Genomic DNA, 25993 nt, shown 5'->3' with positions numbered 1-25993 from the left:
GGGAAAGAAAAAAGCGCAAGATTTTGCAAGTCGACCGCAAGCCGGTGAAAGCCCCTGACCGATCTCGGCGCCATACTGCGGGCTTCCGTGGTTTGAGAAGAGAAAAAGTATGAACGCATTATTATACGGACTGGTGGTGGTCATCTGGGGAACCACCTGGATTGCGATTTTCCTGCAGCAGGGTCCCGTAGCGGCGCCCGTCTCGATTTTCTGGCGTTTCGCCGTCGCCAGCCTCACGATGATGGTAGTGTTAATCGCCCTGCGCCGCCTGCACAAGCTGGCGCTGAGGGATCACCTTTTTTGTATCCTCCAGGGATGCTGCGTTTTCTGCTTTAACTTCTGGTGTTTTTACGCCGCAGCCTCGCACATCAACACCGGGCTGGAATCGGTGATCTTCTCCATGGCCGTGCTCTATAACGCCATTAACAGCTTTATTTTCTTCGGGCAGCGCCCGCCCGTGCGTTTCTGGACGGCGGCAGCGCTGGGCCTGACTGGGATCGTCACCCTCTTCTGGGACGATCTGCTGGCCAGCGGCTGGAGCGCGTCGCTCCTGACCGGGATTGGCCTCTCCGCGCTCGGCACCTACGGCTTCTCGCTGGGCAATATGATCAGCATGCGTCACCAGCGCAGAGGCCTTGAAACCATGACCACCAACGCCTGGGCGATGCTCTACGGCACGCTGGTGATGGGCTGCATTGCCCTGTTCAGAGGCGACAGCTTCGCGCCAGAGTGGACCGTCAGCTACGTTGGCGCGCTGCTCTATCTGGCTGTATTTGGTTCGGTGATTGCGTTTGGCGCCTATTTCACGCTGGTGGGACGCATCGGTCCGGGCAAAGCGGCCTACAGTACGCTGCTCTTCCCGCTGGTGGCGCTGACCATCTCCACGGTGTATGAAGGCTACGTCTGGCATATCAACGGTATCGTGGGATTAGTGCTGATTCTGGGGGGAAATATGGTGATGTTTACCAAACCAGAAACCTGGTTCAGACGCTTACGAATGGCGTAAATAAAAAGGCCTGCATTACGCAGGCCTTTTTATTTTATTTCGCGGTCTTTTTCACATCAAACATGGTGGCGTCCGTCGCCATGTCATCAACTACCTGCTTCAGCGTCGCAAAGGTCATCGGCGTACTTTCGTTGTTCAGATCTTTACCTTCGCCTTTACGCACCACCTTCATGACCGGTTTGTTGGTGGCCGCATCGATCAGTTCTCCTTCAAAGAAGAGATGCGTATCCATGGTGCGATGCCCGGTTGCCATCTGCGTACCCGCTACTACCAGCGCGACCGGTACCACTTCATAGAACTGCAGACCCTCTTTCTGCGAACTCACCCCGGTAATTGCACCGCGGAAAATCAGGCTGTGTTTACCCGGCGTGGTCACAACTGGCTTACGGGTACCAATAGCGGTTTTCATTTTGTTATTGGTGTAATTCAACAGCTCATCAAGCGTTTTTTGACCAATTTGAGTGGTCGGTTTAGGCGCAGGATAATAAGTAATCGGCGTCCAGAGAATACTGTCGTAATTAGCTTCGTTATAAGAAGGATCCACCCAACGCAGCGTTGGTTTTCCCGTCGCAGACGTCGTCTGCTGCAAGCCGGAATAGTCTTTTAAAAAGCCAGAATATTGTTCGGGAGCCGCAACTTTTGAAGAACAGCCCGCCAACGCCAACAGACCAGTAAGCACTGCAACTTTAAAAAAAGTTTGAGTACGCATGATAGTTTTCCATGTTATCTGCAAGTATGCATTTGAAGTTATAGCAAAAGACCGATGGGTTTGTTGTGACAAAAAATGATGCGGAGAGCACAAATTGCGAAAAGACTGCCCGGAGGCGTGCCGGGCAGTGAAAAATTACTGATTTATATCCAGTTGCCAGAACAGATGTTTGCCAAACGGGTCAATTTCATAGCCCGTCACCTCCTTGCGCACCGGCTCGAAAATGGTTGAATGCGCAATCATCACCGCCGGCATCTGGTCATGCATCATTTGCTGAGCCTCTTTATACAGCGCCACGCGTTTATCGCGGTCGGTCGTTGATTTTGCTTCCGCGATAATTTTATCGAAGGGCTTATAGCACCATTTCGCCGAATTTGAGCCACCGTTTGCCGAGGTACAGGTAAATAGCGGACCAAAGAAGTTGTCAGGATCGCCCGTTGCGGTCGTCCAGCCCATCAGCGCTGCCTGATGTTCCCCGCCCTTCACGCGCTTAAGGTATTCGCCCCACTCGTAGGTGACGATTTTGGTCTGTACGCCGATTTTCGCCCAGTCGGCCTGAATCATCTCCGCCATGCGTTTCGCATTCGGATTGTACGGACGCTGCACCGGCATCGCCCACAGGTCGACGCTCACGCCGTTGGCAAAACCGGCCTCTTTCAGCAGCGCTTTCGCCTTTTCAGGATCGTAATCGTAATCCTTAAGCTCGCTGTCTGCGCTCCAGACGCCCGGCGGCAGCAGGTTCTTCGCCGCAGTGCCGGTGCCGTGGAAAACCGCATCAATAATGGCCGGCTTATTGATGGCCATCGCCAGCGCCTGACGGACTTTTACGTTATCCAGCGGCGGCTTTTGGGTATTGAACGCCAGAAAGCCGGTATTCAGTCCGGCTTTGCTCATCAGGTTGATGTCTTTGTTCGCCTTCATGCGCGGCAGGTCCGCCGGGTTCGGGAACGGCATCACCTGACATTCGTTCTTCTCAATTTTGGCAAACCGCACGGAGGCATCCGGCGTGATGCTAAACACCAGCCGATCCAGCTTCGATTTCCCCTGCCAGTAGTCGGCAAACGCCGTAAACAGGATCCGCGAATCCTTCTGATACTGCGCCAGCTTAAACGGCCCGGTGCCTATAGGCTCCATATCCACCTTTTCCGGCGTGCCCGCTTTGAGCATCGCGTCGGCATACTCCGCGGACAGGATCGAGGCAAAATACCATGCCAGATCGGCGACAAACGGCGCTTCCGGGTGCGCCAGGGTAAAGCGCACGGTGTGGTCATCAACTTTATCAATGCCGGTAATCAGGCTGCCAAACTCCAGACTTTCGAAGTTGGAATAGCTGCCGTTAGAGACGTTGTGATACGGATGATTCACGTCTTTCTGGCGCATAAACGAGAAAATCACGTCGTCGGCGTTAAAGTCGCGGGTCGGCGTGAAGGATTTATTGCTCTGGAACTTAACGCCCTTACGCAGATGGAAGGTGTAAACCTTGCCGTCGTCGCTCACCTCCCAGCGCTCCGCCAGGCTCGGCACCAGCTCCGTGGTGCCGGGTTTGAAATCAACCAGCCGGTTATAGACCGGCACGGCGCTGGCGTCCACGCTGGTTCCCGAGGTGTATAGCTGAGGATTAAAGTTTTCCGGCGATCCTTCGGAGCAATACACCAGCGTTTTCGCGGCAACGGTGGAACTGACCGTGAGTGCTGCGAGCGCCAGCGTTATAGTTGTGAGTTTGCTTTTCATCATTTATTCCTGTCTTTTTAATTCGACGGCTAATTAATTCTTTTGCCATTTCATAAATAACATTAAAGTGAGGTGGCAAACACCTGAAAAATAAATAAGGAACAAATCACTATGGGCTCGCCGCTTTCCAGACAATTAACGCACCGTTTTTTCCGCTATCTCGCGATCACCAGCCAGAGCGATCCCAAAGTCAAAACCCTGCCCTCAACGCCGGGCCAGCACGACATGGCGCGCGAGCTGGCGCAGGAGCTGGCACAGCTGGGGTTAGACGATATTGTGATTGATGAATTCGCCACGGTAACGGCGGTAAAAAAAGGCAACGTGCCCGGCGCGCCGCGCATCGGCTTTATTACCCATATTGATACCGTCGACGTGGGACTTTCGCCGGATATTCATCCACAAATATTAACCTTTACCGGTGAAGATCTCTGTCTGAATAAAGAGAAAGACATCTGGCTGCGGGTTAAAGAGCACCCTGAAATTCTGGCGTATCCGAATGAGGAGATTATTTTCAGCGACGGAACCAGCGTATTGGGCGCGGATAATAAATCGGCGGTTACGGTGGTCATGACGGTGCTGGAAAACCTGACGGCGGAACATCTGCACGGGGATATCGTCGTGGCGTTTGTGCCTGACGAAGAGATCGGCCTGAACGGGGCAAAAGCGCTGGACCTTAAGCGCTTTGACGTCGACTTCGCCTGGACCATCGACTGCTGCGAGCTGGGGGAAATTGTCTACGAAAATTTTAATGCGGCGGCGGCTGAAATCCGCTTTACCGGCGTAACGGCGCACCCGATGTCCGCCAAAGGCGTGCTGGTGAATCCCCTGCTGATGGCGACTGACTACATCAACCATTTTGACCGCCAGCAAACGCCGGAGTGCACCGAGGGGCGTGAGGGCTATATCTGGTTTAACGGCATTCAGGCCGGGCAAAACGAGGCCATTCTTAAGGCCAATATCCGCGACTTTGACAAGGACAGCTTTGCCGCCCGCAAGCAGCAGATTGCCGACGTAGCCGCGCTGGTTGCCGCCCAGTATCCAACGGCCAGGGTGGACTATCGCATTGAAGATACCTACAGCAATATCAGCAATGCGATTGGTGAGGACCGGCGCGCCATCGATCTGATGTTCGAGGCGATGGAATCGCTCGGCATCACGCCGAAGCCGACGCCCATGCGCGGCGGTACCGACGGCGCGGCGCTCTCGGCAAAAGGGCTACTCACGCCGAACTTCTTCACCGGCGCGCATAACTTCCACTCGAGGTTTGAATTCCTGCCGCTGTCGTCGTTCGAAGCGTCTTACAACACGGCCCTGCAGATCTGCCTGCTGGCCGCCCGTTAAGCGGGCTTGCGCGCCAGCATCGTGGCAAAGCGCAGCTTGATGCGGTTGCCGTTTTCGTCGGTGCGGTGCAGTTCGCCAACGTCTTCGTTGTATTTGAGCAACTCCCAGCCTTCATAGTAGTTGCTCAGTTCACCGCTTTTGAACGCAAACGGGAAGCCGACGGTGCACGGGTAATCCGCCGTGTCCATCGCGGCAACAATCAGGTTGTAGCCGCCGGGCCTGGTGCAGCGCTGCATGTTGGCGATAAGTCCCGGGATGGTTTTTGACTCCAGGAACATCAGCACCACGGTGGAGAGAATGAAATCGTACTCGCCGTCAAAACTCAGGTTGTTGAGATCTTTAATCGCCGTGTGGAGGTTATCGATCCCTTCTTCCGCCTTAATGCGCTCGATATTCTCGATGCTCATCGGGTTCTTGTCCCATGCGGTGACATCGTGGCCGTTAGCTGCAAGATAGAGGCTGTTACGGCCGTTGCCGCAGCCCAGATCCAGCGTTTTACCGGGTTTCACAATCTCCGCGCTGTACAGCACTTCTGAATGGGTACGGGTTAAGCCATATTTCTCTGTGAAGTAATTCTCATCGACAGTCATTGTTTTCCTGCGTTCTCATAAAGTGAAAGTGCATCCTGGATGCTATTTTAAGGCGTTTACCGTCTGGTTGCCAGCCGCTCGAAAATCGAAAAATTTGCTACGTTTAGTGAAGACGCTTATCAGAGAAATAAAGATGAACAAATATCGCCTCAGCGACGAAACCCGCCTCTGGCAATGGAAAAATGGCGAAACCACCCACGCTACTACGCTGCGGCAGATTATCGCCACGGCGGACTTTAACGACGTGACTGTCGGGACGAGAGGCGGCTGGATTGACGATGAGCACGCCCTCGCGCAGGACGGCGACTGTTGGATCTACGACGAAAACAGCGTGGTGTTCGCCGGAGCGACCGTGTCCGGCAACGCGCGTCTTACCCTGCCGTGCGTCGTGAGCCATGATGCCCGTATCGGTGACAGCTGCTGGCTGGACGGCGCGGAGGTCAGCCACGGGGCGCGAATAAGTGACAACGTCACTATTCAGCAATCCTGCGTGCGGGGCGAGTGTCATATCTACGGCGAAGTGCGCGTGCTGCACCGCAGCGTGGTCTTTGCTGCCAAAGGGCTGACGCCGGACCATGACCAGATCCTGCAAATCTACGACAAGGCGACCGTCAGCCAGTCGCGCATTGTGCACCAGGCGCAAATCTACGGCGAAGCGATGGTGAATTTTGCCTTTGTTGAGCACCGCGCCGAAGTCTTCGACAACGCGATCCTCGAGGGAAACGAACTCAACAACGTGTGGGTGTGCGACTGCGCAAAGGTCTATGGCAATGCCCGCGTGATTGCCGGTTTTGACGTGGATGCCATTCCGACGGTGCGCTACAGCTCGCAGATTGCGGAGAATGCCGTGGTGGAAGGAAACTGCGTCATCAAGCACCACGTTCTGATTGGCGGTCAGGCATGGCTGCGCGGCGGGCCGATCATGCTGGACGATAAGGTGGTGATCCAGGGACGCGCGCGGATCAGCGGGGATGTGCTCATCGAGCACCGGGTTGAAATCACCGATGATGCGGTCATCGAAGCCTTTGCCGGGGAGAGCATTCACCTGCGCGGCGAAAAGGTGATTAACGGCGACCAGCGCATCACCCGCACCCCGCTGCTGGGGGCGTTATAGGGCGTAGATCTTCCCGTAGATGTTCACATCGTCAAAGCGACCGTTCAGGTATTCCGCTTCCCGCAGGCCCCCCTCCAGCGTAAAACCGTTGCGCACGGCAACGCCGTTGCTGTGCTGATTCGCCACCCGACACTTGATCACAAAACGGCGGATCTCCCCGCGTTCAGCGTAGTAGCGCATAAACGCCTGCAGGGACCGGGAGAGGATCCCCTGCCCCTGATGGCCTTCATCCAGCCAGTAGCCGATATAGCCGGTTTTGTTGGTCGGTTCAATCGTGTTGAACGACAGTACGCCAACCAGCGCATCATCCTTGAAGATCAAAAACATTTTGGCGTAGCCGCGCTGGTGCAGCATCTGGTTACTCTGCACGTTGCGGCGGGTATCCTCTTCGCTGCCTACGTGCTGCGCCCAGTCAAAGGCGGTTTGCAGAAAGGTTTTGTTTTTGACGACGAGATTATGCAGATCGGCGGCGTAGCGCTCTTCGACGGCGCGAAGCTCGAGAGCGTCAGATACCGGGATAATTTCGGATTTTGCTGCGGTCATTGCCCCTCACCCTAACCCTCTCCCGGAGGGAGAGGGAATCGATCGTTAACGCATTATCCGGTCGTCAACGTAGTTACGTTTATCCGGCGCCGGTGGGAAATACTGGTACAGCCAGGTTTCACTGATGGCGTCGCCCTGGCAGCGCAGGAACAGACGCATATCCACAGGCTCCGTCGAATCCGAGGTTGGGTACCAGTCAAACAGGATGCGATAGCCATCAAACGGCTCAACGTAGAGGATCTCAACCTGCTTCGCTTCTCCGCTGGAGAGCGTAATCACCGGCTCGATGCCTTTTGGCGCAGCGGCCTTCAGGTCGCCACCGACGAAGTCGATAGCAAAGCGACGGGCCCACACTTTCGGGTAATTTTCCCCCGGTGCCCAGCCTTCCGGGAAGCCGCCCATGCCGGTACGGGTGGCGAAGACGTTGGCCAGCGGAGAGCGCACCGGCGGCATGGCGCTCCAGTACAGACGATATTTAAAGTCCAGCTCGTCGCCCGCTTTCACCGCTTTTTCCGGCTGCCAGAAGCAGACCACGTTATCAAGCGTTTCGCCGGTGGTCGGGATCTCCATCAGGCCAACCGCGCCTTTACCCCAGTCGTTACGCGGTTCAACCCACAGGCTCGGGCGTTTGTTATACCAGCCCATCACGTCCTGATAGTGCGAGAAATCGCGGTCGAGCTGCAGCAGACCGAACCCTTTCGGGTTTTTGTCCATATAGGCATTAAACTGCAGCTTCTGCGGGTTGTTCAGCGGACGACAGATCCACTCCCCGTTGCCGCGCCACATCGCCAGGCGGTCGGAGTCATGAATTTGCGGGTGAATGGTGTCACACATGCGGCGTTCGTTATTGCCGCAGCTGAACATACTGGTCATCGGCGCAATGCCGAGCTGCTTGATGTCCTTCCGCGCGTAGAGGTGGTTTTCCACCTCCATGATCACCTGGCTCTTCTCGCAGTGGATCACGAATTTATAGGCACCGGTGATGCTCGGGCTGTCGAGCAGCGTATAGACGGTAAAAGTCGTGTCGCCTGGCTTGACGGTTTCAAACCAGAAGGAGGTAAAGTCCGGGAACTCTTCCGGGGTGTCGGTAAAGGTATCTACCGCCAGACCGCGCGCGGAAAGACCGTACTGGTAGGTGTCATCCACCGCGCGGAAATAGCTCGCGCCCAGGAAAGAGACGATATCGCGACGCGCCAGCTCAGGTGCCTTAAAGGCGCGGAAGCCCGCAAAGCCGAGATCGCTTTGCCCTTCCAGCTGTTTGGTATCCACACCCGTTTCGCCGTAGCTGAACAGCTCCGGACGGAAGTGGATCTCGCGGGCCATAGAGGTCGACTGGTCCAGCGAGAACATCCGCACGCGGCGGCGGAACCCCATCCCCATATGGAAGAACTGCACGTCCAGCTGACGCCCTTCTATGTTGTTCCACAGTGACTGTTTTTCATCGTAGCGGATGGCGTTGTACGCCTGCGGCGTCATGGTGGCCAGCGTCTCCGGCAGCGGGCGCGGCGCGCCACCCCACGGGGTTTTTGCCAGGTCATGCGCCATGGATTGCAGTACGGAGAAGTCGAAACGACGGCTCTGGCCGTCAGCAATGTCAGAGTCGGCAGCGTATGCCGCTTTGGAAAACAGGGAAGCAAGGCCAGATGTGCCGCTCAGGGCTGCCACTGCCAGCGAGCCTTTTAGAAAACGTCTGCGATTCATGCCTGGAAAAACGTCCTTATGGTCGTGTGAATGTGTTTCGCGCTCGGCGAAATGACGGCAAGAAAGAACGCACAGCCTAAACAAAAATGGTTAAGAATCCAATTGTTGGCCGGTGATTATATGAACAAAGTGAGAAATATTTTCTGTCGACCAGAACGGCCCGAAAGTGGTGTAAAGAAAGCCTGGAAAATGTGTAGAAAAATGCCCCGGCGCGACATCGTTCGCCGGGGCTAATGAGGCGGTTATTTTACGCTGACATCGATACCCGGGAAGTACTTATCAGCGAGTTTAGCGATCGTGCCGTCGGCACGTACTTTATCGATCGCGGCATCAAGCTGCTTTTTGGTGGCCTCGTCACCCTTACGCAACCCAAAACCGATCCCACTGCCGAGAATAGTGTCGTCAGACACCGGTTTGCCGATGAAGCCAAACCCTTTCCCCTGCGGCTTGCTGAGGAAACCTGCCTGCCCGGCCGCGGACATGACCAGCGAGGCGTCGATACGGCCATTCAGCAGATCGCCCCAGGCCATATTCTGATCTTTATAAGACACCACGGTGACACCCTGCTTTTCCCAGTGCTCTTTGGCATAGGTTTCCTGGATGGATCCCTGCAGCACGCCGATGGTTTTGCCCTTCAGCCCCTCAGGCGTTGCCTCAACCGCCGTACCTGCCTTGCCGACCAGCTGCGACGGAATACGGTAGATCGGCTGGGTAAAATCAATGCTCTTGCGGCGCTGCTCGGTGATGTTCATCGCCGAGTTGATGGCGTCAAATTTCTTCGCCACCAGGCCCGGGATCAGCGCATCAAAGGAGGTTTCAACCCAGCTGCACTTCAGCGCTGCCGCTTTGCAGATGGCATTCCCCAGTTCAACGTCAAACCCTTCCAGTTCGCCCGCCGCATTGCGGCTCTCAAACGGCGGATATTCCGCTTCCAGCCCGTAACGCAGCTCGGTAGCCGCAAAGGAAGAAAAAGTACACAGCAATCCCATGCCGACAACTAACGCGCGTAATTTCATCTACAACTCCTCAGAGCCTATCTCAGCGTGGTTTAACCCGACACAGGGCCTGGGCACCTGCCCGTAACGTCGCCTCATCTTTCGCAAAAGAGAGACGAATCAATTTATTATCCGTACCGTCCGCATAAAACGCCGACAGCGGAATGGTGGCAACGCCGTACTCAACGATCAGCCGTTTCACCAGCTCACTGTCGCGCTCGTCGCTGAACTGGCTGTAGTCCGCCAGCATGAAGAACGATCCGGCGCTCGGCAGCAGCGTAAACGGCGAATCGGCCAGCAGGCTGTGTAGCAGATCGCGCTTGCGCTGGTAAAACGCCGACAGCGACAGCCAGGTTTGCGGGTCGACCATATACTCAGCAAACGCGTGCTGCATTGGCGTATCGGCAGAAAACATTAAAAATTGATGCACTTTACAAATCTCGTCCATCAGTACCGCCGGTGCAACACAGTAACCCACGCGCCACCCGGTGACGTGATAGGTTTTTCCGAAAGAGGAAATAATCACGCTGCGCTCCGCCAGCTGCGGGTGCGTGGCCATCCCGTGGTGTGGCTCGCCGTCAAAAACGACGTGTTCGTACACTTCGTCAGACAAAATAATGATGTCGGTATTGCGCGTCAGCGCCGCCAGCTGCTGCAGGTCACTGGCGGAGAAGACCTGACCGCTCGGGTTGTGCGGCGTATTAATGATGATCATGCGCGTGCGCGGCGTGATCGCGGCGCGAACCTCATCCCAGTTGACGGCAAAATCCGGCACGGTGAGCTTGATGGCAATCGGGGTTGCCCCCTGAAGACGGACAATCGGCGCGTAGCTGTCAAAGGACGGCTCAAAGTAGATCACCTCATCGCCCGGGTGCACCAGCCCGCTAATCGCCGAATAGAGCCCTTCGCTGGCGCTGGCAGTCACCAGCACCTCGCTGGCAGGGTCGTACTGCGTGCCGTAGAGCGTGGCAATTTTATCGGCAATACGTTCTTTGAGCGGCTGCAGACCGGTCATCGACGCGTACTGGTTATGCCCCGCCTCCATTGCGCGGGTGACGCCCGCAATCAGCTTCGGGTCGCAGGAAAAATTCGGTGCGCCCTGAGAAAGGTTAATCGCGTTATGCTGCGCCGAGAGCTGGCCGATAACGGTAAAAATGGTGGTTCCCACATCCGGCAGTTTGGAGCGCGTTTGCACTGGCGTTCGTAAAGTCATCCTCTTTCCCTTCTCATGGACATTGCATAACTATTCAAACAACATCTGTGCTGTCGGGACAATCGAATTGTTGTCATAATAGCCATGAGAAAAATGCATAGCTGAGGTGATTTTTATGTCACGCCGTTCGCTCCCCCTTAATGCCATCGACGCATTTTTAGTCACCGCGCGTCACCTCAATCTTACCCATGCCGCCGCCGAACTGTGTCTGACGCAGGGGGCTGTGAGCCGCAAGATTGCCTCCCTTGAGGCGTGGTTTGGCTTTCCGCTTTTTGAGCGCCACGCGCGCGGGCTGCGCCTCTCACCGCAGGGTAGCGCCCTGCTTCCGGAGCTGCAGTCCGCTTTCGAGCAGCTGCTGTCCGTGGCCGACCAGGCCCGCAGCCAGCACAGGGTGATCCGGCTGAAGGCCCCCACCTGCGCCATGCGCTGGCTGGTGCCGCGCCTGCTGGAGGTGGAGCGCGAGCATCCTGATCTGCAGATCGCGCTGACCACCACCACCGATCACAACGTCAATTTCAAAACCGAATCTTACGACGCGGCCATCGTGTTCGGCACGCACATGAGCGCAGGCGATCTGCTGTTCGAAGAGGCGCTCACCCCGGTGATAAGCCCGGTGCGGGCGGGGGCAACGCTGGGTTCGTTAACGTTCCTTCACCCCACAAGGGATAAGACGGACTGGTCGCTGTGGCTGACGAAACAGGAAGGCCCGGGCTTTGCCATGCACAAAAATCAACACTTCGACACGATGGATCTCGCCATTACGGCCGCTATTCAGGGGCTGGGCGTCGCCATCGCCGACGAAACGCTGGTGGCAGAAGATATTCACGCTGGAAGGCTGGTACGGCCCTATGAGACAAGCATAAAAACTGGCGCAAGCTACCGGCTGGTGCTGCGCGAAACGCCAGACGAGGAAAATGGTCTCGCGGCGTTTCGCGCCTGTTTGCTTAATCGAGGCTGACGTGGTGCTTCATTACCCGCTTGAAGAGGCTCATGCGGGCGCGCATAAAGCGGTTTTCAAGCCTGAACGCTGCATGTTTATTCACGCCAATGCGTAACAGAACGTCCCGACCTTTGCGGCACGCGGGCCAGTGCGTCGGCCCGGGCAGGATGTCGCGAGGACCCGCGTCACGCGCAAAGCTCACCCAGTAATCCGCCACGTGGGCAGCAAACTGCAGATCTCGCTCATTGACGTACTGACGCGAAGGCTCCACCTGACCGAGCGTATCGAAGACGTAGGGAACTTCGTTGCCGTGCCAGGCACCGTTGATGTACGTGGCATGTTCCGCCTCTGCGACATAGTCAAACCAGTAGCGCCAGCACAATCCGCCGACACGCTGCTGGGCCTGCATTACCACGTAGCCCATGGTGGTAAACGCCATGTCGCGGCACACCTGCCTGCCCAGCTCTTCATCGCCCTTCACGCCCGGATAGAGCAATTTAATCAGCCCGAGCCCGAAGCGGCGTTCGCGCCGAAGCTTCTGAATTTGTCCGGCGAGATCGATGCCAAACACCGCCATCACGCTGGCCTCATCGCTGTTGGAGCCAATCATTACCGGCACCGGATGCTGACGGGCGGCGAAAAAGACGTCCAGCATGGCTTCCGGCAGAACACAGTCTCCGGCAATGGGCGCCGGGGCGACGTTCAGCGGCGCGGTGAGCGGCCAGAACGCCTCGGGCGGAATGGCGCGCAGCTGCCCGGCGGTCGCATTTTCCAGGCCGAAATGGGCGGCCAGCGCTTCCCCCTTCTGCAGTGCCAGCTCGCGCGGCGTGTCAGGTAAGGTGTAACCGCTTTGTACAATCGTCTTATGGAACAACCCTTCTGCCAATGGCGAGGCCAGCAGCGAGAGCACGCTGCGCGCGCCAGCGGATTCGCCAAACAGGGTCACATTAGCGGGATCGCCGCCAAACCCGGCGATGTTATCCCGCACCCATTCGAGCGCGGCGATCTGATCCAGCAGAGCAAAATTATGCACCACGCGCCCTTCCTCGCCTTCCAGCGCGGGATGGGCGAAAAAGCCAAGATGGCCGAGACGGTAGTTAATCGTGACCACAACCACGCCGCGCGCGGCCAGCGCTTTGCCGTTATAAGGCGGCAGACCACCGGCACCAATCGTAAACCCGCCTCCGTGCAGCCAGACCATAACCGGCAGCGGCTCGGCGCGCTCTGCGGGAGACCAGACGTTAAGGTAGAGGCAATCTTCGGAAAACTGCCCCGGATCGCCGCCGCCTAGCTCCTGGCAGTACTCGCTGCTTTGCCAGCTTGAGGGCGAGAAGGCCGTGGCCTCGCGCAGGCCATCCCAGCGTTCAGGCGGCCGGGGCGAGCGCCAGCGCCACTCCCCCACGGGCGGCGCGGCATAGGGAATACCGCACCAGACGTGGACATTCTCATCGGTTAAACCAGACAGTGCGCCCTGGCGCGTTTCAACCACAGGGGCGGAAGGATTTTGCATAACGACCTTAATTTTTCCATCACACCCCAGCAGAGTAACGATTTCAGAGCAAACCGCAACGCTGTTTGCTGCGCGTTTCAGCCTCCTGGTAGAGCGTAAACTCGTCATACACCGGGCATCCCAGCACGTCTTCAAACGCATCGCGGCTGGCGTTACCGTGGCTGCGGGCCTGGGTTTCGTTCCCGAGGTTGGACTGGAAAATCCCCGCGGCGCTGACCGGGAGGAAATCTTCGTAGGTGATCGGCTGGGCAACCACCCATCCGCGCTCGATCAGCGGCTGCGGATCGTCTCCGGGACGAAACGCATGCCGATGCGCTTCCCCGGCTGGCGTCAGGCGGTAGCGGAAATAAGCCAGCTCCTGACGGCGCATGAGCATTTCGCTATCCGGGAAGGCGTTAAAAATCTCCCGCAGATGCAGCTGATGGGTCAGGTTATCTTTACCGGTACCGGCCTGGGCGAGGAGGCTATCGTACAGTTCACGGCCTTTCGGGGTCAGCGCCACGCCGCGCTGTTCAATCTCACCGAAGCGCGCGGTGTGGGTGCCTTTATGTTCACCGGCAAACAGCACCGGCTCTTCCAGCGCCTTGAAGCTGGTTTGACGCAATAAAACGGGCACCTCGCGACGCGGCGGCCCTTCGATCAGAATTTTTGGCTCGATACCGTACTTCGGCATCAGCTCCTGCACCCGGTCAATGTCCAGCGTGCGCGGCGTGAGATGGTTAATGTGGCAGCCCGGGAAGCAGACCACGTCGGCAATCAGGCGATGCTCGTTGCTCAGGACCAGATAGGTCTCCCGATCGACCGTCGCGTGACGGTGCCAGCGGAAGGTTTCTAACGCTTCCTGCACAAACTCATGGGCCTGTGCGTCAGAAAACTCCCCTTCCGACTCGTGCAGGTCGATCAGTTCCAGGCAGCGCGGGGTGAAGATGTTGCGGTGAGACAGGATCTCCGCGGCACGCTCGCGCAGCGCGACGTTTTCAATCAGCTCAAGACGCAGCAGCGAGGTAAAAATACGAAACGGATTCCGGCACAGCGCCGCATCCTCTATCGGACGAAACGCCGTTGAGTGGACGGGCACCCCCGCCTGAGAGAGATCGTAATAGCTGACCGGGTACATGCCCATAATTGCAAACATACGGCGCAGGGTTGAAAGTTCCTGTGCCGTGCCGACGCGGATCGCCCCGTGACGCTCCACGTTCAGGCGCGCAAGCTCATCGGCGTTAGCCAGGTGTTCATGTAATAGTGGATTATTTTCCAGAACCGCCAGGTTTACGTCCGCAACCAGTTCAAGCAAGGTGCCGTACTGCGGAACTTCCTGCTGGTACATCGCCGACATAGCCTGCGAAAAGTGTTCCCGAATGTCATCAGCCGTGATGGTGTTCGCCATGATGTCATGCCTCCAGTGAATATTACCTGGAGTGTAGAGAAACCCGTTCCTTCCGGGGGGAAGAATTTCTGAATTGTGATCTTAAGACGACAGTGGTCAAACCGTGTGCTACTGGTCCCTGAACAGCGCCGAACGGAACTGCCCTTTAAACCTGAACGCTTTTATCCAGGATTTTCCTTATAATTATTTAGGGTTCCGCTTTCTAGCTATAAAGGAGTATTTTTTGGGTCTCTCCTGAATGCAAACTAACCAATTCGAGTAAGCCATTATTTTTATCCTCACCTTTCAAATTTTTAGCTCGAAGTTAGGATTAATCTGAATGGCTGTTTACAAGTCCTTCCTGTCTATCCATATTTCCCTTTTAAGCGAAGCGTAAATTTACAAATATTTAAAAATAACGCAACCGCAAATAGCAAAACGCATTTGACGGATGCCGCACAGCGACTAGAGTTATTACTCGAACGACGAGTGATACGGAATATTTTCGTATCGTACTGGCATAACCAATATATGACTATGAGGTTTAATATGGCAGAGCATCGTGGTGGTTCCGGTAATTTCGCTGAAGACCGTGAAAAAGCATCAGAAGCTGGACGTAAAGGTGGCCAGCATAGCGGTGGGAACTTTAAAAACGATCCGCAACGCGCTTCTGAAGCGGGTAAGAAAGGGGGACAGAACAGTCACGGCGGAGGCCGTAAATCTGATAACTCCTGATCTTATTTAATACTCTTTTAATAAAACCAGAGAGCATGCTGCGGGCTGAAAAGCTCGCAGTACCCTTTCTTTATTTTACCGGAGCGTAATTATTATGAATATGAAAAGCGTCGAGGATGTCTTTATTCATCTTCTGTCGGATACCTACAGCGCAGAAAAGCAGCTTACCCGAGCGTTAAGCAAGCTTGCCCGCGCCGCCTCCAGCGAGAAGCTGAGCGCAGCTTTTACCGCACACCTGGAAGAGACGCAGGGTCAGATCGAACGTATCGACCAAATCGTTGAGCAGGAAGACGGTATTAAGATCAAACGCATGAAGTGCGTGGCGATGGAAGGCTTAATTGAAGAAGCCAACGAAGTCATCGAAAGTACGGAAAAAAATGAAGTACGTGATGCCGCACTTATTGCCGCCGCGCAAAAAGTCGAGCATTACGAAATTGCCAGCTACGGTACCCTTGCCACATTAGCAGAGCAACTGGGCTATAAAAAAGCCGTTAAGCTTCTTGCCGAAACGCTGGAAGAAGAAAAAGAGACCGACCTTAAACTCACCGACCTGGCCGTAGGAAATATTAACCAAAAAGCGCAGAAATGACGCAATAATACAGGTTAAATAAAATGAGCATCAGTCCCAGGACAATTAAACGGTGCCATTTAGCGGCAGCCATAATATGGTTCATTCTCGCCACCCCCTCCGTAATATGGTGGAAGAATAGCGTGCTATGGGTCATTATCATCAGTATTTACGCCAATATTGTCGGCCATTTATCTGGCTACAGTGCCGCGCGTGCCGATCAGGCTGCTGAAAGTGAGACCAAATAAGCGAACCCCTAATGAGGATACAATAATGAATCACGTAGAACACTACCATGACTGGCTACGCGATGCCCATGCGATGGAAAAGCAAGCCGAATCTATGCTGGAATCCATGGCCAGCCGTATCGATAATTATCCTGATGTTCGCGCCAGAATTGAGCAGCATATTAATGAGACAAAACGGCAAATTACATTGCTGGAAGAAATCCTCGACCGTAATGATATTTCTCGTTCGGTTTTAAAAGATTCGATGAGCAAAATGGCGGCGCTCGGGCAGTCCATTGGCGGCATGTTCCCGTCGGATGAGATCGTAAAGGGCTCGATCAGCGGCTATGTTTTCGAACAGTTTGAAATAGCCTGTTATACCTCCCTGCTCGCGGCGGCTAAGAAAGCAGGCGACGTCGCCTCGGTGCCGGCCATCGAGACGATTCTGGCGGAAGAACGCGAAATGGCCGACTGGCTGATCCGCCATATTCCGCAGACCACGGAACAGTTCCTGTTGCGTTCAGATGCATCGGGCGTCGAAGCGAAAAAATAATCCGGGAGAATCGCCATGTTCCGACACGTCAAACAGCTGCAATACACGGTTCGCGTTGCCGAACCGAACCCTGGCCTCGCCAACCTTTTACTGGAACAGTTCGGTGGGCCTCAGGGCGAACTGGCTGCCGCCTGCCGGTACTTTACGCAAGGATTGAGCGATGACGATCCGGGCCGTAAAGATATGCTGATGGATATCGCGACCGAGGAGCTAAGCCACCTCGAAATCATCGGTACTCTGGTCGGCATGCTTAATAAAGGTGCCAAAGGCGCGCTGGCGGAAGGGGTGGAAAACGAGGCCGAGCTGTATCGCTCCATGACCGAAAACGGCAATGACAGCCATATCACCTCCCTGCTGTACGGTGGCGGCACCCCGCTCACTAACTCGGCGGGCGTGCCCTGGACGGCGGCCTACGTCGATACCATCGGCGAGCCAACGGCGGACCTGCGCTCAAACGTGGCAGCAGAGGCCAGAGCGAAAATCATCTATGAACGGCTGATCAACGTGACCGACGATCCCGGCGTAAAGGATGCCCTGGCGTTTCTGATGACGCGCGAGGCGGCGCATCAGCTCTCCTTTGAGAAGGCGCTGCAGTCCATCCGTAATAATTTCCCCCCGGGAAAATTGCCGCCAATCGAGGAATTCACCAACAAGTACTACAATATGTCTGAAGGTGGAGAGGTTCGCGGAAGCTGGAACAGCGATAAACATTTCGATTACGTTGAGTCCCCCCAGCCTGCGGTTGACGGCGGCGATGGCAGCGCAAGCGTCACGCTCACGACCGAACAGGCAACCCTGGTCAAGGCGATGTCTGCCCGCACGAAGTCCGATCCACATTCTGACCCGCTGACCGGTGCCGAGCTGGGTGCCGGTAAGACTAAACCGTAATCGGTTTTGCCGGGCAGCCATAAACTGCCCGGCAATTCTCGTGCCCCATCGTTTCAGAGGTACGGACCATGTTCGAACTCGACGCGTTCCATCTGGCCAGAATTCAGTTCGCTTTTACCGTCTCGTTTCATATCCTTTTTCCTGCTATCACCATCGGCCTCGCCAGCTATCTGGTGGTGCTGGAGGGCATGTGGCTGCGCACCAAAAACGACGTCTGGCGATCGTTGTACCATTTCTGGCTCAAGATATTTGCCGTTAACTTCGGGATGGGTGTCGTTTCCGGGCTGGTCATGGCGTACCAGTTTGGCACCAACTGGAGCGGGTTCTCACAGTTCGCGGGCAGTATTACCGGCCCCCTTCTGACCTATGAGGTGTTAACCGCCTTCTTCCTCGAGGCCGGTTTCCTTGGCGTCATGATGTTCGGCTGGAATAAAGTCGGTCCGGGCCTGCACTTCTTTTCAACCTGCATGGTGGCGCTCGGCACGCTGATGTCGACCTTCTGGATCCTCGCGTCCAACAGCTGGATGCATACGCCGCAGGGCTTCACTATCGAAAACGGACAGGTTATTCCGCAGGACTGGCTGGCGATCGTATTTAATCCCTCCTTCCCTTACCGCCTGATTCATATGGCTATCGCCGCGTTTCTGAGCAGCGCGCTGTTTGTCGGCGCGTCGGGCGCATGGCACCTGCTGCGCGGTAACGATACCCCCGCCGTCCGCACCATGTTTTCCATGGCGATGTGGATGGCGCTGCTGGTCGCCCCTATCCAGGCGGTCGTGGGCGATATGCACGGTCTGAACACGCTTGAGCATCAGCCAGCTAAAATTGCCGCCATTGAGGGGCACTGGGAAAATCCGCCGGGCGAGGCCACTCCGCTGCTGCTGTTTGGCCTGCCGGATATGGACGAGGAGCGCACCAAATACGGCCTGGAGATCCCCGCGCTCGGCAGCCTTATTCTGACGCACAGCCTGGACAAGCAGGTCCCGGCGCTGAAGGATTTTCCGAAAGAAGATCGGCCAAACTCGACCATCGTTTTCTGGTCGTTCCGCGTCATGGTCGGGATGGGGCTGCTGATGATTACCCTCGGGCTGATTAGCGTCTGGTTGCGCTATCGCCATCGGCTATACCACTCTCGCCCGTTCCACTGGTTTGCCCTCTGTATGGGGCCTGCCGGGCTGCTGGCGCTGCTCGCCGGCTGGGTCACCACCGAGGTGGGCCGCCAGCCGTGGGTGGTCTACGGCTATCTGCGCACCATCGACGCGGTATCGCTGCACAGCACCCTGCAGATGAGCATCAGCCTGCTGGCGTTCTTCGTCGTTTACTCGTCGGTGTTTGGGGTGGGCTATGTTTACCTCATCCGGCTGATTAAGAAAGGACCGCAGCCTGTCGATACGCTGACGTCAAACACCTCGGGCACGCCCGCCCGTCCGCTGTCTGCCGCTGAGTCTGTTCCTGAAGAGGAGAGAACCTGATGGGCGTCGATATCTCAGTTATCTGGTTTGCCATCATCGTCTTTGCCACGCTGATGTACATCATCATGGATGGCTTTGATCTGGGCATCGGCCTGCTGTTTAACTTCGTGGGCGATGCGAAGGAGCGCGATGTGATGGTCAACAGCGTGGCGCCGGTCTGGGACGGCAACGAGACCTGGCTGGTGCTCGGCGGCGCGGGTCTTTTCGGCGCGTTTCCGCTGGCCTATGCGGTGATCATTGATGCGCTGACGATCCCCCTCACCGCGATGCTGATCGGCCTCATCTTTCGCGGCGTCGCCTTTGAGTTCCGCTTCAAAGCCACGCCGTCGCACCGCAAATTTTGGGATTACTCCTTTGCCGGCGGCTCCCTGCTCGCGACCTTCAGCCAGGGCGTGGTGGTAGGGGCCGTGATCAACGGCTTTGACGTCGAAGGCCGACGTTTTGTCGGCTCTGCGCTAGACTGGCTCACCCCCTTCAATCTCTTCTGCGGTATCGGTCTGGTCGTCGCCTACACGCTGCTGGGCACCACCTGGCTCATTATGAAAAGTGAAGGCGCGCTGCAGGCCCGCATGCGCGAGCTGACCCGCCACGTGCTGCTGGCGCTGGTGGTCGTCATCGCCGTGGTGAGCATCTGGACGCCGCTCGGCTGGCAATACGTGGCCGAGCGCTGGTTTACCCTGCCCAACTTCTTCTGGTTCCTGCCGGTGCCTCTGCTGGTTGCGCTTTTCAGCGTGCTGATCTGGCGCCTGACCCGCAACCCGGCCAGCCACTCCCGCCCCTTCCTGCTGACGCTGGGGCTTATTTTCCTCGGGTTTAGCGGGCTCGGCATCAGCCTCTGGCCGAACATTATTCCGCCGCGCATCACCCTGTGGGAAGCCGCGGCCCCGCCTGCCAGCCAGCTGTTTATGCTGGTAGGCACGTTGCTGATTATTCCGGTGATCCTGGTGTACACCGCCTGGAGCTACTACGTCTTCCGGGGCAAAGTGTCGGATACTGAAGGCTATCACTGAGGAACGCTATGACCGACTGGCATACACGAGCCATTATTTATCAGATTGATACCGCGCTATTTTATGATTTGAACGGCGATGGCTGCGGGGACATCGCCGGGATCGCGGCCAAGCTGCGCTATATTCGCCGCATGGGGGCGACGGTCATCTGGATCACCCCGTTTTACCTCACGCCCTTTCTCGATGAAGGCTACGACGTCAGCGACCACCTCCAGGTGGATCCCCGCTTCGGAAAGCTGGACGATATCATCGCCTTTATCGAGCAGGCCCGCGAGCTGGGCATGCAGGTCATTATCGAGCTGCTGATCCAGCACACGTCGGACGCGCATCCCTGGTTCCAGCAGGCCCGCCGTAACCCGGCGTCACCCTATCGTGATTACTACCTCTGGTCGGATAACGACGAGGACGATACGCCCCCCATGTTTCCCGGCGTGGAAAAGAGCATCTGGACCTGGGACGACGAGGCAGGACAATACTACCGGCACATGTTTTATCGCCACGAGCCGGATCTGAACCTCACCTCGCCCGCAGTGCTTAAAGAGATTGAAAACATCATCCTCTTCTGGCTCAAGCTTGGCGTGTCGGGATTTCGCCTCGATGCCGCATCCCACCTCACCACCCAGGCAGGGAACGGTGATGAAAAAAAGGGTCTGTGGATCCTCGAGCATATGCGGCGTCTTATCGAAGAGCGCAATCCGGACGCGATCCTGCTTGGCGAAGTTGACGTAGACGTTGAGGCCTATAAAGACTACTTCGGCAATAACGACCGCCTGAATCTGGTGCTCAACTTCTGGCTCAACAAGTATTTCTACGTCAGCCTGGCCCGCAAAAGCGCCCGTCCGCTGCGCAATGCGGTGAAGAGGATGATCGTCCCGCCTGACTCCTGCTGTTTTGCCAACTGGCTGCGCAACCACGACGAGCTGGATCTCGAAGGCATTAGTCAGAAAGACAAACAGTTTGTCCTCGACGGGTTCGCCCCTGATGAGGAGATGAACGTCTATCAGCGCGGGATCCGCCGTCGCCTGGCCCCGATGCTCAACGGCGATCGGAAGCGGCTGGCGTTCTGCCACGCGGTGCTGTTTTCCCTGCCGGGTGTCCCGGTGATGCGCTACGGCGACGAGATCGGCATGGGTGACGACCTGGATCTGGAGGAGCGCTACGCCGTCCGCACCCCGATGCAGTGGGCGGGGTCACAGGGAGGCGGTTTCTCTGCAGCCGACCCTGAAAAATTTATCGCGCCGATTATCGACCACGGCCCTTACCGCTATCAGAAAGTCAACGTCGCCGATTCGCTGCTTCACCACAACTCGCTTCTGCACCGGATCATCGATATTGCCAATACCCGCTCGGAGTTCCCCGAAATTGCCGTTGCGCCCTTTCGCCTTATCACAATAGATGATGACGCGGTGCTAGGGCTCTATTACGAGACCGACGAGCGCAGCATCCTGACCTTCGTCAACTTCAGCAACCAGCCGGTGCAGTTCACCGCCAAAGGGATCCGCAACGCCACCTGGACCGCCTGTCTCGAGGACAAGCGCTACGATGACGCGCTGATTTGCGGTAAAACCGTAAAGCTCAGTCTTGGCGGCTACGGCTATCGCTGGTTCTGGACGCACCGTAGCGCGCTGCGCTGATTACGGTTTCCGGCGGGTTATCAGACGCGTCAGCACTATTCCCGCCACCGCGAGGGCGCCCAGCGCCACCTTACCCGGCATGCCGGAGGTGACGGACGGTGCGCGGGTTTTCGCCTCGTTAGTAAAGCGGCCATGGATTTTATGCAGATCGTTAACCGGCTGGTCGAGATAGTCCCGACGATCCGGCGCGTTGAGATCGTCGGTCATCTGGCCTTCCCACGCCTTTTTCACCATCAGCCGGTCGAGAAAACCGGGGAAGAAAAATTGCCCGACAATTGACTGGATGGTGCTGCTGCCGACCCACAGCTCGCGAACCGGTTTTTGCGCCACCCTGAAGATGGCGCTGGCGGCCACCTCAGGCTCAAAGACAGGCGGCACCGGGCGCATCGCCCAGGCAAACTTATTCCTCGCCCATTCGAACTGCGGGGTATTGAGCCCGGGCATCTGCACCATCGAAAGCTGAACCCGGCTGTTCTCATGCATCAGCTCGGTACGCACCGCGTCGGTGAACCCGCGGATCGCCGCTTTTGCCCCGCAGTAGGCTGACTGCAGCGGAATGGAACGGTAGGCCAGCGCGGACCCCACCTGGATTATTACGCCCCTGTCGCGCGGAACCATAAGTTCGAGCGCGGCGCGAGTGCCGTTCACGTAGCCGAGGTACGTCACCTCAGTCACGCGCCGAAATTCGTCCGGCGTGAGGGTTCGAAACGGTGCCAGAACGGCCCCCATGGCGTTGTTCACCCAGACATCAATCGCGCCGAGGCGATACTCAATTTCGTTAGCGGCATCCACCACCGCCTGGCTGTCGGCGACGTCCGCCTGCACGGCGTGGGCATTAACGCCAAAGCGCCGTAGCTCCTCTTGGGTAGAGTGCAGGCTGGCTTCATCGCGGGCGATGAGCCCCACGTCGTAACCCGCCTTTGCAAAGTGCAGCGCCGTGGCTTTTCCCACGCCCGCTGTCCCGCCGGTAATCACTATGACAGCCATAGAACCTCCACGTGAGTTTATTCGTTATTCCCGTCCGACAACGTTGTCACCAGTTCAGCCAGCGAGTAATGCACCGCTTTTTCGACCACGTCCTGACAGTCACCGGAGAAAAGCACGGTGCGGGTCTTCGTCTCGCCGCGTATGTTCCACGCAAAGCAGACCGTCCCCGCCGCCGTGCCGTCGTCGCCCCCTTCCGGGCCCGCGTAGCCGCTGATGGCGATGCTGATATCCGCCTGGGCGATGTCGCGGATACTGGCGGCCATTTCGGTTACCGTCTGCTCGCTCACGGCAGTAAACCGCGCCAGCGTCTCAGGGCGCACGCCGAGGATCCGCGCTTTGGCTTCATCGCTGAACACGACCAGGCCGACATCATAAAATTCGGCGGTGTTTTCCTCTGCGCAAAGCGCCACCGAGAGCTTTCCGCCCGTGCAGGATTCCGCGGTGGTTAAGCGAAGCCCGAGATCGGTTAATTTGCTCGCCAGCTTTTTCGTCAGTTCACCTACGGTATTATTGCTGTCGTGAAAAAGATTGCTCATCTTGCCGCCTCTTATTTCTCGAAAGGAATGATTGAAATATGGCCATTGCGCTCAAGTATGGCATATTTAATGTCGCTTACTTCCGTAATGCCATTATTTTGACGCGCTGACACCAGAATATCATCACAGGACACGTCAACTTTTTTCAGTTTATCGGCTAACGGCACGCCGTTCTCAACCAGAATAACAGGAGTGCCATCCAGAATATTCTCAACCGGCGAGAAATATTTCTTCATCAGCCCGAAAATAATATCCACTACCACCAGCGTGGTAATGGTAATCATCGCACCGGTGACGGAAAAATCCTGTCCGAGAAGCGCCTGCTGCGTGGCTTCACTAATTATAAGGAGCAGAATGAGATCGAAGCTGGTCATCTGCAGCAGCGCGCGCCGCCCTGCCACTTTAAATACCACCACGAGAAACAGATAAATAGCCAGCGCGCGAAAGACCATATCCATATCAGCCTCCTAGGGGTAAATAAATTGCCAGATGTTAATTTCCGGCTCGCTGTTGACGCGGAAGACGGTGTTCCATTTACCGGCTCTGGAAGGTGTCGTGAAGAGTAACACGGAGAAGCGGTCGGTTTTTTTCAGGTTGTTATAGACAAAAAAGAGGGTCTTTCCGCGGCTGAACATAGCGTCCGGCTGCGGCCAGACGCTGCCGGGCTCATACGCATCGCTGCTCTCGCTGGCCATGCTGAGGACATACTTCCCCTCCGTTTGCACCGGAAACGCGAGCGCCATCCGCGTCTCTGTCTCCCGTCGCCCAAAGCGTTCATAGTTTATAGTCAATGATTTAGCAGAATTCGTTTTGACAGTATCACTGACCATTCCGCTGGAAAAAAAACCGGCAATCGCCGCGACGATAATACCCAGCAGAACAATAAAACCCACCTGACGAAACGCGTATTCAAACGTCAGCAAACGGTAACTCTCATCTATCCCGGGTAACTTTTCATTTTCACGCTTCATGGCCATCGTCACCGTTTCGCTTATTATCCGATAATTTTGATTTCTAACGCGAATGTTTTTAGGACTTATCACATTTGCCACATAAAGGAATAGCAACAATACTTAATAAGTCAAGACACGCAAAATGAAGGATATCGGATGAAATTATCACTTATTTCCGCTTTATTGATATTTCTGGTTCCGGCCGCATGGGCAGATAATAACGGGGGTTTACAAAAAGGCGAAGCACCACCGCCTCCCCACGCGCTTGATAGCGGATATCGCGGAACCGACGACGCGCGTATTATGACCATCAGGCAGGCAAAAGAATTGCATGATGGGGCGACAATTTCATTACGCGGTAATCTTATTGACGGTAGCGGCGATAAGTTTGTATTTCAGGATAAAACCGGAAAAATCGACGTTATTATTCCCCAGGCAGTCTTCGACGGCAGAACGGTAAAACCCGACCAGATGATCAGTATCAACGGTTCGCTTGATAAAAAATCATCTCCTGCCGTCGTCCGTGTCGATCGTTTGCAGAAATAATTCAGCGAAGCGTTAACGCTGCAGTTATCCATCAAATCTCACCCCTTGGCTTAAGGAGTCAGCTATGAGTGATACTAAACAACGTACGAACGCTTACCCGCAGCCCCCGTTCCCGGAACAGCCGCAAACGCCCCCGGGACTGGCATCCGAAATGCAGCCTGTACCCGACCACGGGGAAACAAGCTACAAAGGACATGGCCGCCTGGCCGGCAAAAAAGCGCTGATTACCGGCGGTGACTCCGGTATTGGTCGCGCGGTCGCTATCGCCTATGCTCGTGAAGGCGCTGACGTTGCCATTAACTACCTGCCCGAAGAGGAAAAAGACGCCGCTGAGGTCATCGACCTGATTGAAGCCGAAGGTCGCAATGCTATCGCGCTGCCGGGAGACGTCCGGGACGAAACCTTCTGTCAGAATCTGGTCGAAGAAGCCGTGTCGAAACTGGGCGGGCTGGACATTCTGGTCAACAACGCCGGTCGTCAGCAGTTCCGTGAATCGCTTGAGGAACTGACCACGGAAGATTTTGACGCAACGTTTAAAACCAACGTTTACGCCCCTTTCTGGATCACCAAGGCGGCGCTGCGCCACCTGAAAGCGTCGTCCGTGATCATTAATACCTCCTCCGTTCAGGCGGTGAAGCCTAGCCCCGTGCTGCTGGACTACGCCCAGACGAAAGCCTGTCTGGCGGTGTTTACCAAATCCTTAGCCAAACAGCTGGGTCCGAAAGGTATTCGCGTCAACGCGGTTGCCCCTGGCCCTTACTGGACGGTACTGCAGTCCAGCGGCGGGCAGCCGATGGAAAAAGTGAAGGAGTTCGGCGGCGACACCCCGCTGGGACGTCCGGGCCAGCCCGTCGAGATTGCCCCGCTGTACGTCACGCTGGCCTCGGATGAATGTTCATTCACGTCCGGCCAGGTGTGGTGTTCCGATGGCGGTGACGGCGTGATCTAAACCTGTAAACGCCCCCCCCTCCGCAATGAGCAATAAATGAACAAGGATGTTCGCTTTTATTCCCCCGCCAAAAAACATGTTGTAACTCAAACAGATCAAATGTTAAAAATATTTTGCTATCAGGTTATCAAAATTAAACAACTTAACTTGTCACCCGCATCGCTCTGTTTTTAACA

At 56.2% G+C, this 25993-nt stretch carries 27 protein-coding genes; 14 read left to right on the top strand and 13 right to left on the bottom strand.

Annotated elements, in window-relative coordinates; all coding sequences use genetic code 11:
• The first annotated feature begins 109 nt into the window (after positions 1-109).
• The gene (locus WM95_RS12205; RefSeq protein ID WP_088544787.1) at positions 110-1006 is read left to right on the top strand and encodes a DMT family transporter; all 897 of its coding nucleotides are present in this window, start codon (positions 110-112) and stop codon (positions 1004-1006) included.
• A 34-nt stretch (positions 1007-1040) separates the two neighbouring features.
• Here WM95_RS12205 and WM95_RS12200 read toward each other — a convergent pair whose 3' ends face one another.
• Complete coding sequence (locus tag WM95_RS12200; RefSeq protein WP_033145514.1) at positions 1041-1715, bottom strand: DUF3313 domain-containing protein; 675 nt, start codon at positions 1713-1715, stop codon at positions 1041-1043.
• 135 nt (positions 1716-1850) lie between these two features.
• A complete protein-coding gene (locus tag WM95_RS12195; protein WP_047741837.1) occupies positions 1851-3446 on the bottom strand; it encodes an ABC transporter substrate-binding protein in 1596 nt (531 codons plus the stop codon).
• 111 nt (positions 3447-3557) lie between these two features.
• Between WM95_RS12195 and pepT the strand changes: the two genes are divergently transcribed.
• Positions 3558-4787: a peptidase T gene (gene pepT, locus WM95_RS12190; RefSeq protein ID WP_063408414.1), complete on the top strand. Its 1230-nt coding sequence runs from the start codon at positions 3558-3560 to the stop codon at positions 4785-4787.
• Here the strand turns inward: pepT and tehB are convergent.
• Positions 4784-5377: a tellurite resistance methyltransferase TehB gene (gene tehB / locus WM95_RS12185; RefSeq protein ID WP_059445509.1), complete on the bottom strand. Its 594-nt coding sequence runs from the start codon at positions 5375-5377 to the stop codon at positions 4784-4786. The two genes, pepT and tehB, sit on opposite strands and share 4 nt — an antisense overlap.
• 133 nt (positions 5378-5510) lie before the next feature.
• Here tehB and ydcK point away from each other — a divergent pair, with 133 nt between their 5' ends.
• On the top strand, positions 5511-6491 hold the full coding sequence (ydcK, locus tag WM95_RS12180) for a YdcK family protein (RefSeq protein ID WP_088544786.1): 981 nt from the start codon (positions 5511-5513) through the stop codon (positions 6489-6491).
• Here the strand turns inward: ydcK and rimL are convergent.
• The 4 genes from rimL to WM95_RS12160 all read right to left on the bottom strand — a co-directional run bounded on the left by rimL (position 6486) and on the right by WM95_RS12160 (position 10943).
• Positions 6486-7034 (bottom strand): 50S ribosomal protein L7/L12-serine acetyltransferase, encoded by a 549-nt coding sequence (gene rimL / locus WM95_RS12175; protein WP_059445511.1) that lies wholly within the window; start codon positions 7032-7034, stop codon positions 6486-6488. The two genes, ydcK and rimL, sit on opposite strands and share 6 nt — an antisense overlap.
• A gap of 45 nt (positions 7035-7079) precedes the next feature.
• On the bottom strand, positions 7080-8735 hold the full coding sequence (locus WM95_RS12170) for a glucan biosynthesis protein D (RefSeq protein WP_023311684.1): 1656 nt from the start codon (positions 8733-8735) through the stop codon (positions 7080-7082).
• A 242-nt stretch (positions 8736-8977) separates the two neighbouring features.
• The gene (locus tag WM95_RS12165) at positions 8978-9751 is read right to left on the bottom strand and encodes a transporter substrate-binding domain-containing protein (RefSeq protein ID WP_025756391.1); all 774 of its coding nucleotides are present in this window, start codon (positions 9749-9751) and stop codon (positions 8978-8980) included.
• 22 nt (positions 9752-9773) lie between these two features.
• The gene (locus tag WM95_RS12160) at positions 9774-10943 is read right to left on the bottom strand and encodes a pyridoxal phosphate-dependent aminotransferase (RefSeq protein WP_059445512.1); all 1170 of its coding nucleotides are present in this window, start codon (positions 10941-10943) and stop codon (positions 9774-9776) included.
• A 115-nt stretch (positions 10944-11058) separates the two neighbouring features.
• On the opposite strand from WM95_RS12160, the gene WM95_RS12155 reads away from it, so the two are divergent.
• Positions 11059-11901: a LysR family transcriptional regulator gene (locus tag WM95_RS12155; protein ID WP_059445513.1), complete on the top strand. Its 843-nt coding sequence runs from the start codon at positions 11059-11061 to the stop codon at positions 11899-11901.
• Here WM95_RS12155 and WM95_RS12150 read toward each other — a convergent pair.
• Positions 11888-13393 carry a carboxylesterase/lipase family protein gene (locus WM95_RS12150; RefSeq protein ID WP_059445514.1) on the bottom strand — a complete coding sequence of 502 codons (1506 nt, stop codon included), beginning with the start codon at positions 13391-13393 and terminating at the stop codon, positions 11888-11890. The genes WM95_RS12155 and WM95_RS12150 overlap by 14 nt on opposite strands.
• Positions 13394-13436: 43 nt before the next feature.
• Positions 13437-14780, bottom strand: a complete 1344-nt coding sequence (hglS, locus tag WM95_RS12145) for a 2-oxoadipate dioxygenase/decarboxylase HglS (protein WP_063408412.1) — start codon at positions 14778-14780, stop codon at positions 13437-13439.
• A 528-nt stretch (positions 14781-15308) separates the two neighbouring features.
• Between hglS and WM95_RS12140 the strand changes: the two genes are divergently transcribed.
• From WM95_RS12140 to WM95_RS12105, 8 genes are all read left to right on the top strand, one after another.
• Complete coding sequence (locus tag WM95_RS12140) at positions 15309-15494, top strand: general stress protein (RefSeq protein ID WP_004150795.1); 186 nt, start codon at positions 15309-15311, stop codon at positions 15492-15494.
• A gap of 94 nt (positions 15495-15588) precedes the next feature.
• Positions 15589-16083: a YciE/YciF ferroxidase family protein gene (locus WM95_RS12135; protein WP_023311678.1), complete on the top strand. Its 495-nt coding sequence runs from the start codon at positions 15589-15591 to the stop codon at positions 16081-16083.
• Between the two features lie 23 nt (positions 16084-16106).
• Positions 16107-16310 (top strand): hypothetical protein, encoded by a 204-nt coding sequence (locus WM95_RS12130; protein ID WP_063408411.1) that lies wholly within the window; start codon positions 16107-16109, stop codon positions 16308-16310.
• A gap of 25 nt (positions 16311-16335) precedes the next feature.
• Positions 16336-16842, top strand: a complete 507-nt coding sequence (locus WM95_RS12125) for a ferritin-like domain-containing protein (RefSeq protein ID WP_024908416.1) — start codon at positions 16336-16338, stop codon at positions 16840-16842.
• A gap of 15 nt (positions 16843-16857) precedes the next feature.
• Positions 16858-17730, top strand: coding sequence for a manganese catalase family protein (locus WM95_RS12120; RefSeq protein ID WP_008502274.1), 873 nt, complete (start codon positions 16858-16860; stop codon positions 17728-17730).
• Between the two features lie 68 nt (positions 17731-17798).
• The gene (locus WM95_RS12115) at positions 17799-19202 is read left to right on the top strand and encodes a cytochrome ubiquinol oxidase subunit I (protein ID WP_023311676.1); all 1404 of its coding nucleotides are present in this window, start codon (positions 17799-17801) and stop codon (positions 19200-19202) included.
• The gene (gene cydB / locus WM95_RS12110) at positions 19202-20212 is read left to right on the top strand and encodes a cytochrome d ubiquinol oxidase subunit II (protein WP_063408409.1); all 1011 of its coding nucleotides are present in this window, start codon (positions 19202-19204) and stop codon (positions 20210-20212) included. The genes WM95_RS12115 and cydB overlap by 1 nt, the downstream gene beginning before the upstream one ends.
• Before the next feature lie 8 nt (positions 20213-20220).
• Positions 20221-21846 (top strand): alpha-amylase family protein, encoded by a 1626-nt coding sequence (locus WM95_RS12105; protein WP_088544785.1) that lies wholly within the window; start codon positions 20221-20223, stop codon positions 21844-21846.
• Here WM95_RS12105 and WM95_RS12100 read toward each other — a convergent pair whose 3' ends face one another.
• Genes WM95_RS12100 through WM95_RS12085 form a run of 4 tightly spaced genes read right to left on the bottom strand, consistent with a single transcriptional unit; the run spans position 21847 to position 24340 of the window.
• On the bottom strand, positions 21847-22833 hold the full coding sequence (locus WM95_RS12100) for an SDR family oxidoreductase (protein ID WP_059445520.1): 987 nt from the start codon (positions 22831-22833) through the stop codon (positions 21847-21849).
• 17 nt (positions 22834-22850) lie between these two features.
• Positions 22851-23369, bottom strand: a complete 519-nt coding sequence (locus tag WM95_RS12095) for a 2-oxo-tetronate isomerase (protein ID WP_059445521.1) — start codon at positions 23367-23369, stop codon at positions 22851-22853.
• 11 nt (positions 23370-23380) lie between these two features.
• On the bottom strand, positions 23381-23827 hold the full coding sequence (locus WM95_RS12090; protein WP_045354912.1) for a DUF421 domain-containing protein: 447 nt from the start codon (positions 23825-23827) through the stop codon (positions 23381-23383).
• Between the two features lie 9 nt (positions 23828-23836).
• A complete protein-coding gene (locus WM95_RS12085; RefSeq protein ID WP_045355011.1) occupies positions 23837-24340 on the bottom strand; it encodes a hypothetical protein in 504 nt (167 codons plus the stop codon).
• 138 nt (positions 24341-24478) lie between these two features.
• On the opposite strand from WM95_RS12085, the gene WM95_RS12080 reads away from it, so the two are divergent.
• Both WM95_RS12080 and WM95_RS12075 read left to right on the top strand, forming a co-directional pair.
• Positions 24479-24868, top strand: a complete 390-nt coding sequence (locus WM95_RS12080) for a YdeI family stress tolerance OB fold protein (RefSeq protein WP_039262530.1) — start codon at positions 24479-24481, stop codon at positions 24866-24868.
• Positions 24869-24932: 64 nt separating this feature from the next.
• Positions 24933-25817: an SDR family oxidoreductase gene (locus tag WM95_RS12075; RefSeq protein WP_063408407.1), complete on the top strand. Its 885-nt coding sequence runs from the start codon at positions 24933-24935 to the stop codon at positions 25815-25817.
• The last annotated feature ends 176 nt before the right edge of the window (positions 25818-25993 follow it).

This window comes from Enterobacter cloacae complex sp. ECNIH7 (assembly GCF_002208095.1).
Classification (GTDB): Bacteria; Pseudomonadota; Gammaproteobacteria; order Enterobacterales; family Enterobacteriaceae; genus Enterobacter; species Enterobacter cloacae_M.
Note: the sequence above shows the minus strand (reverse complement) of the source record. Positions and strands in the feature narration are given on the sequence as shown.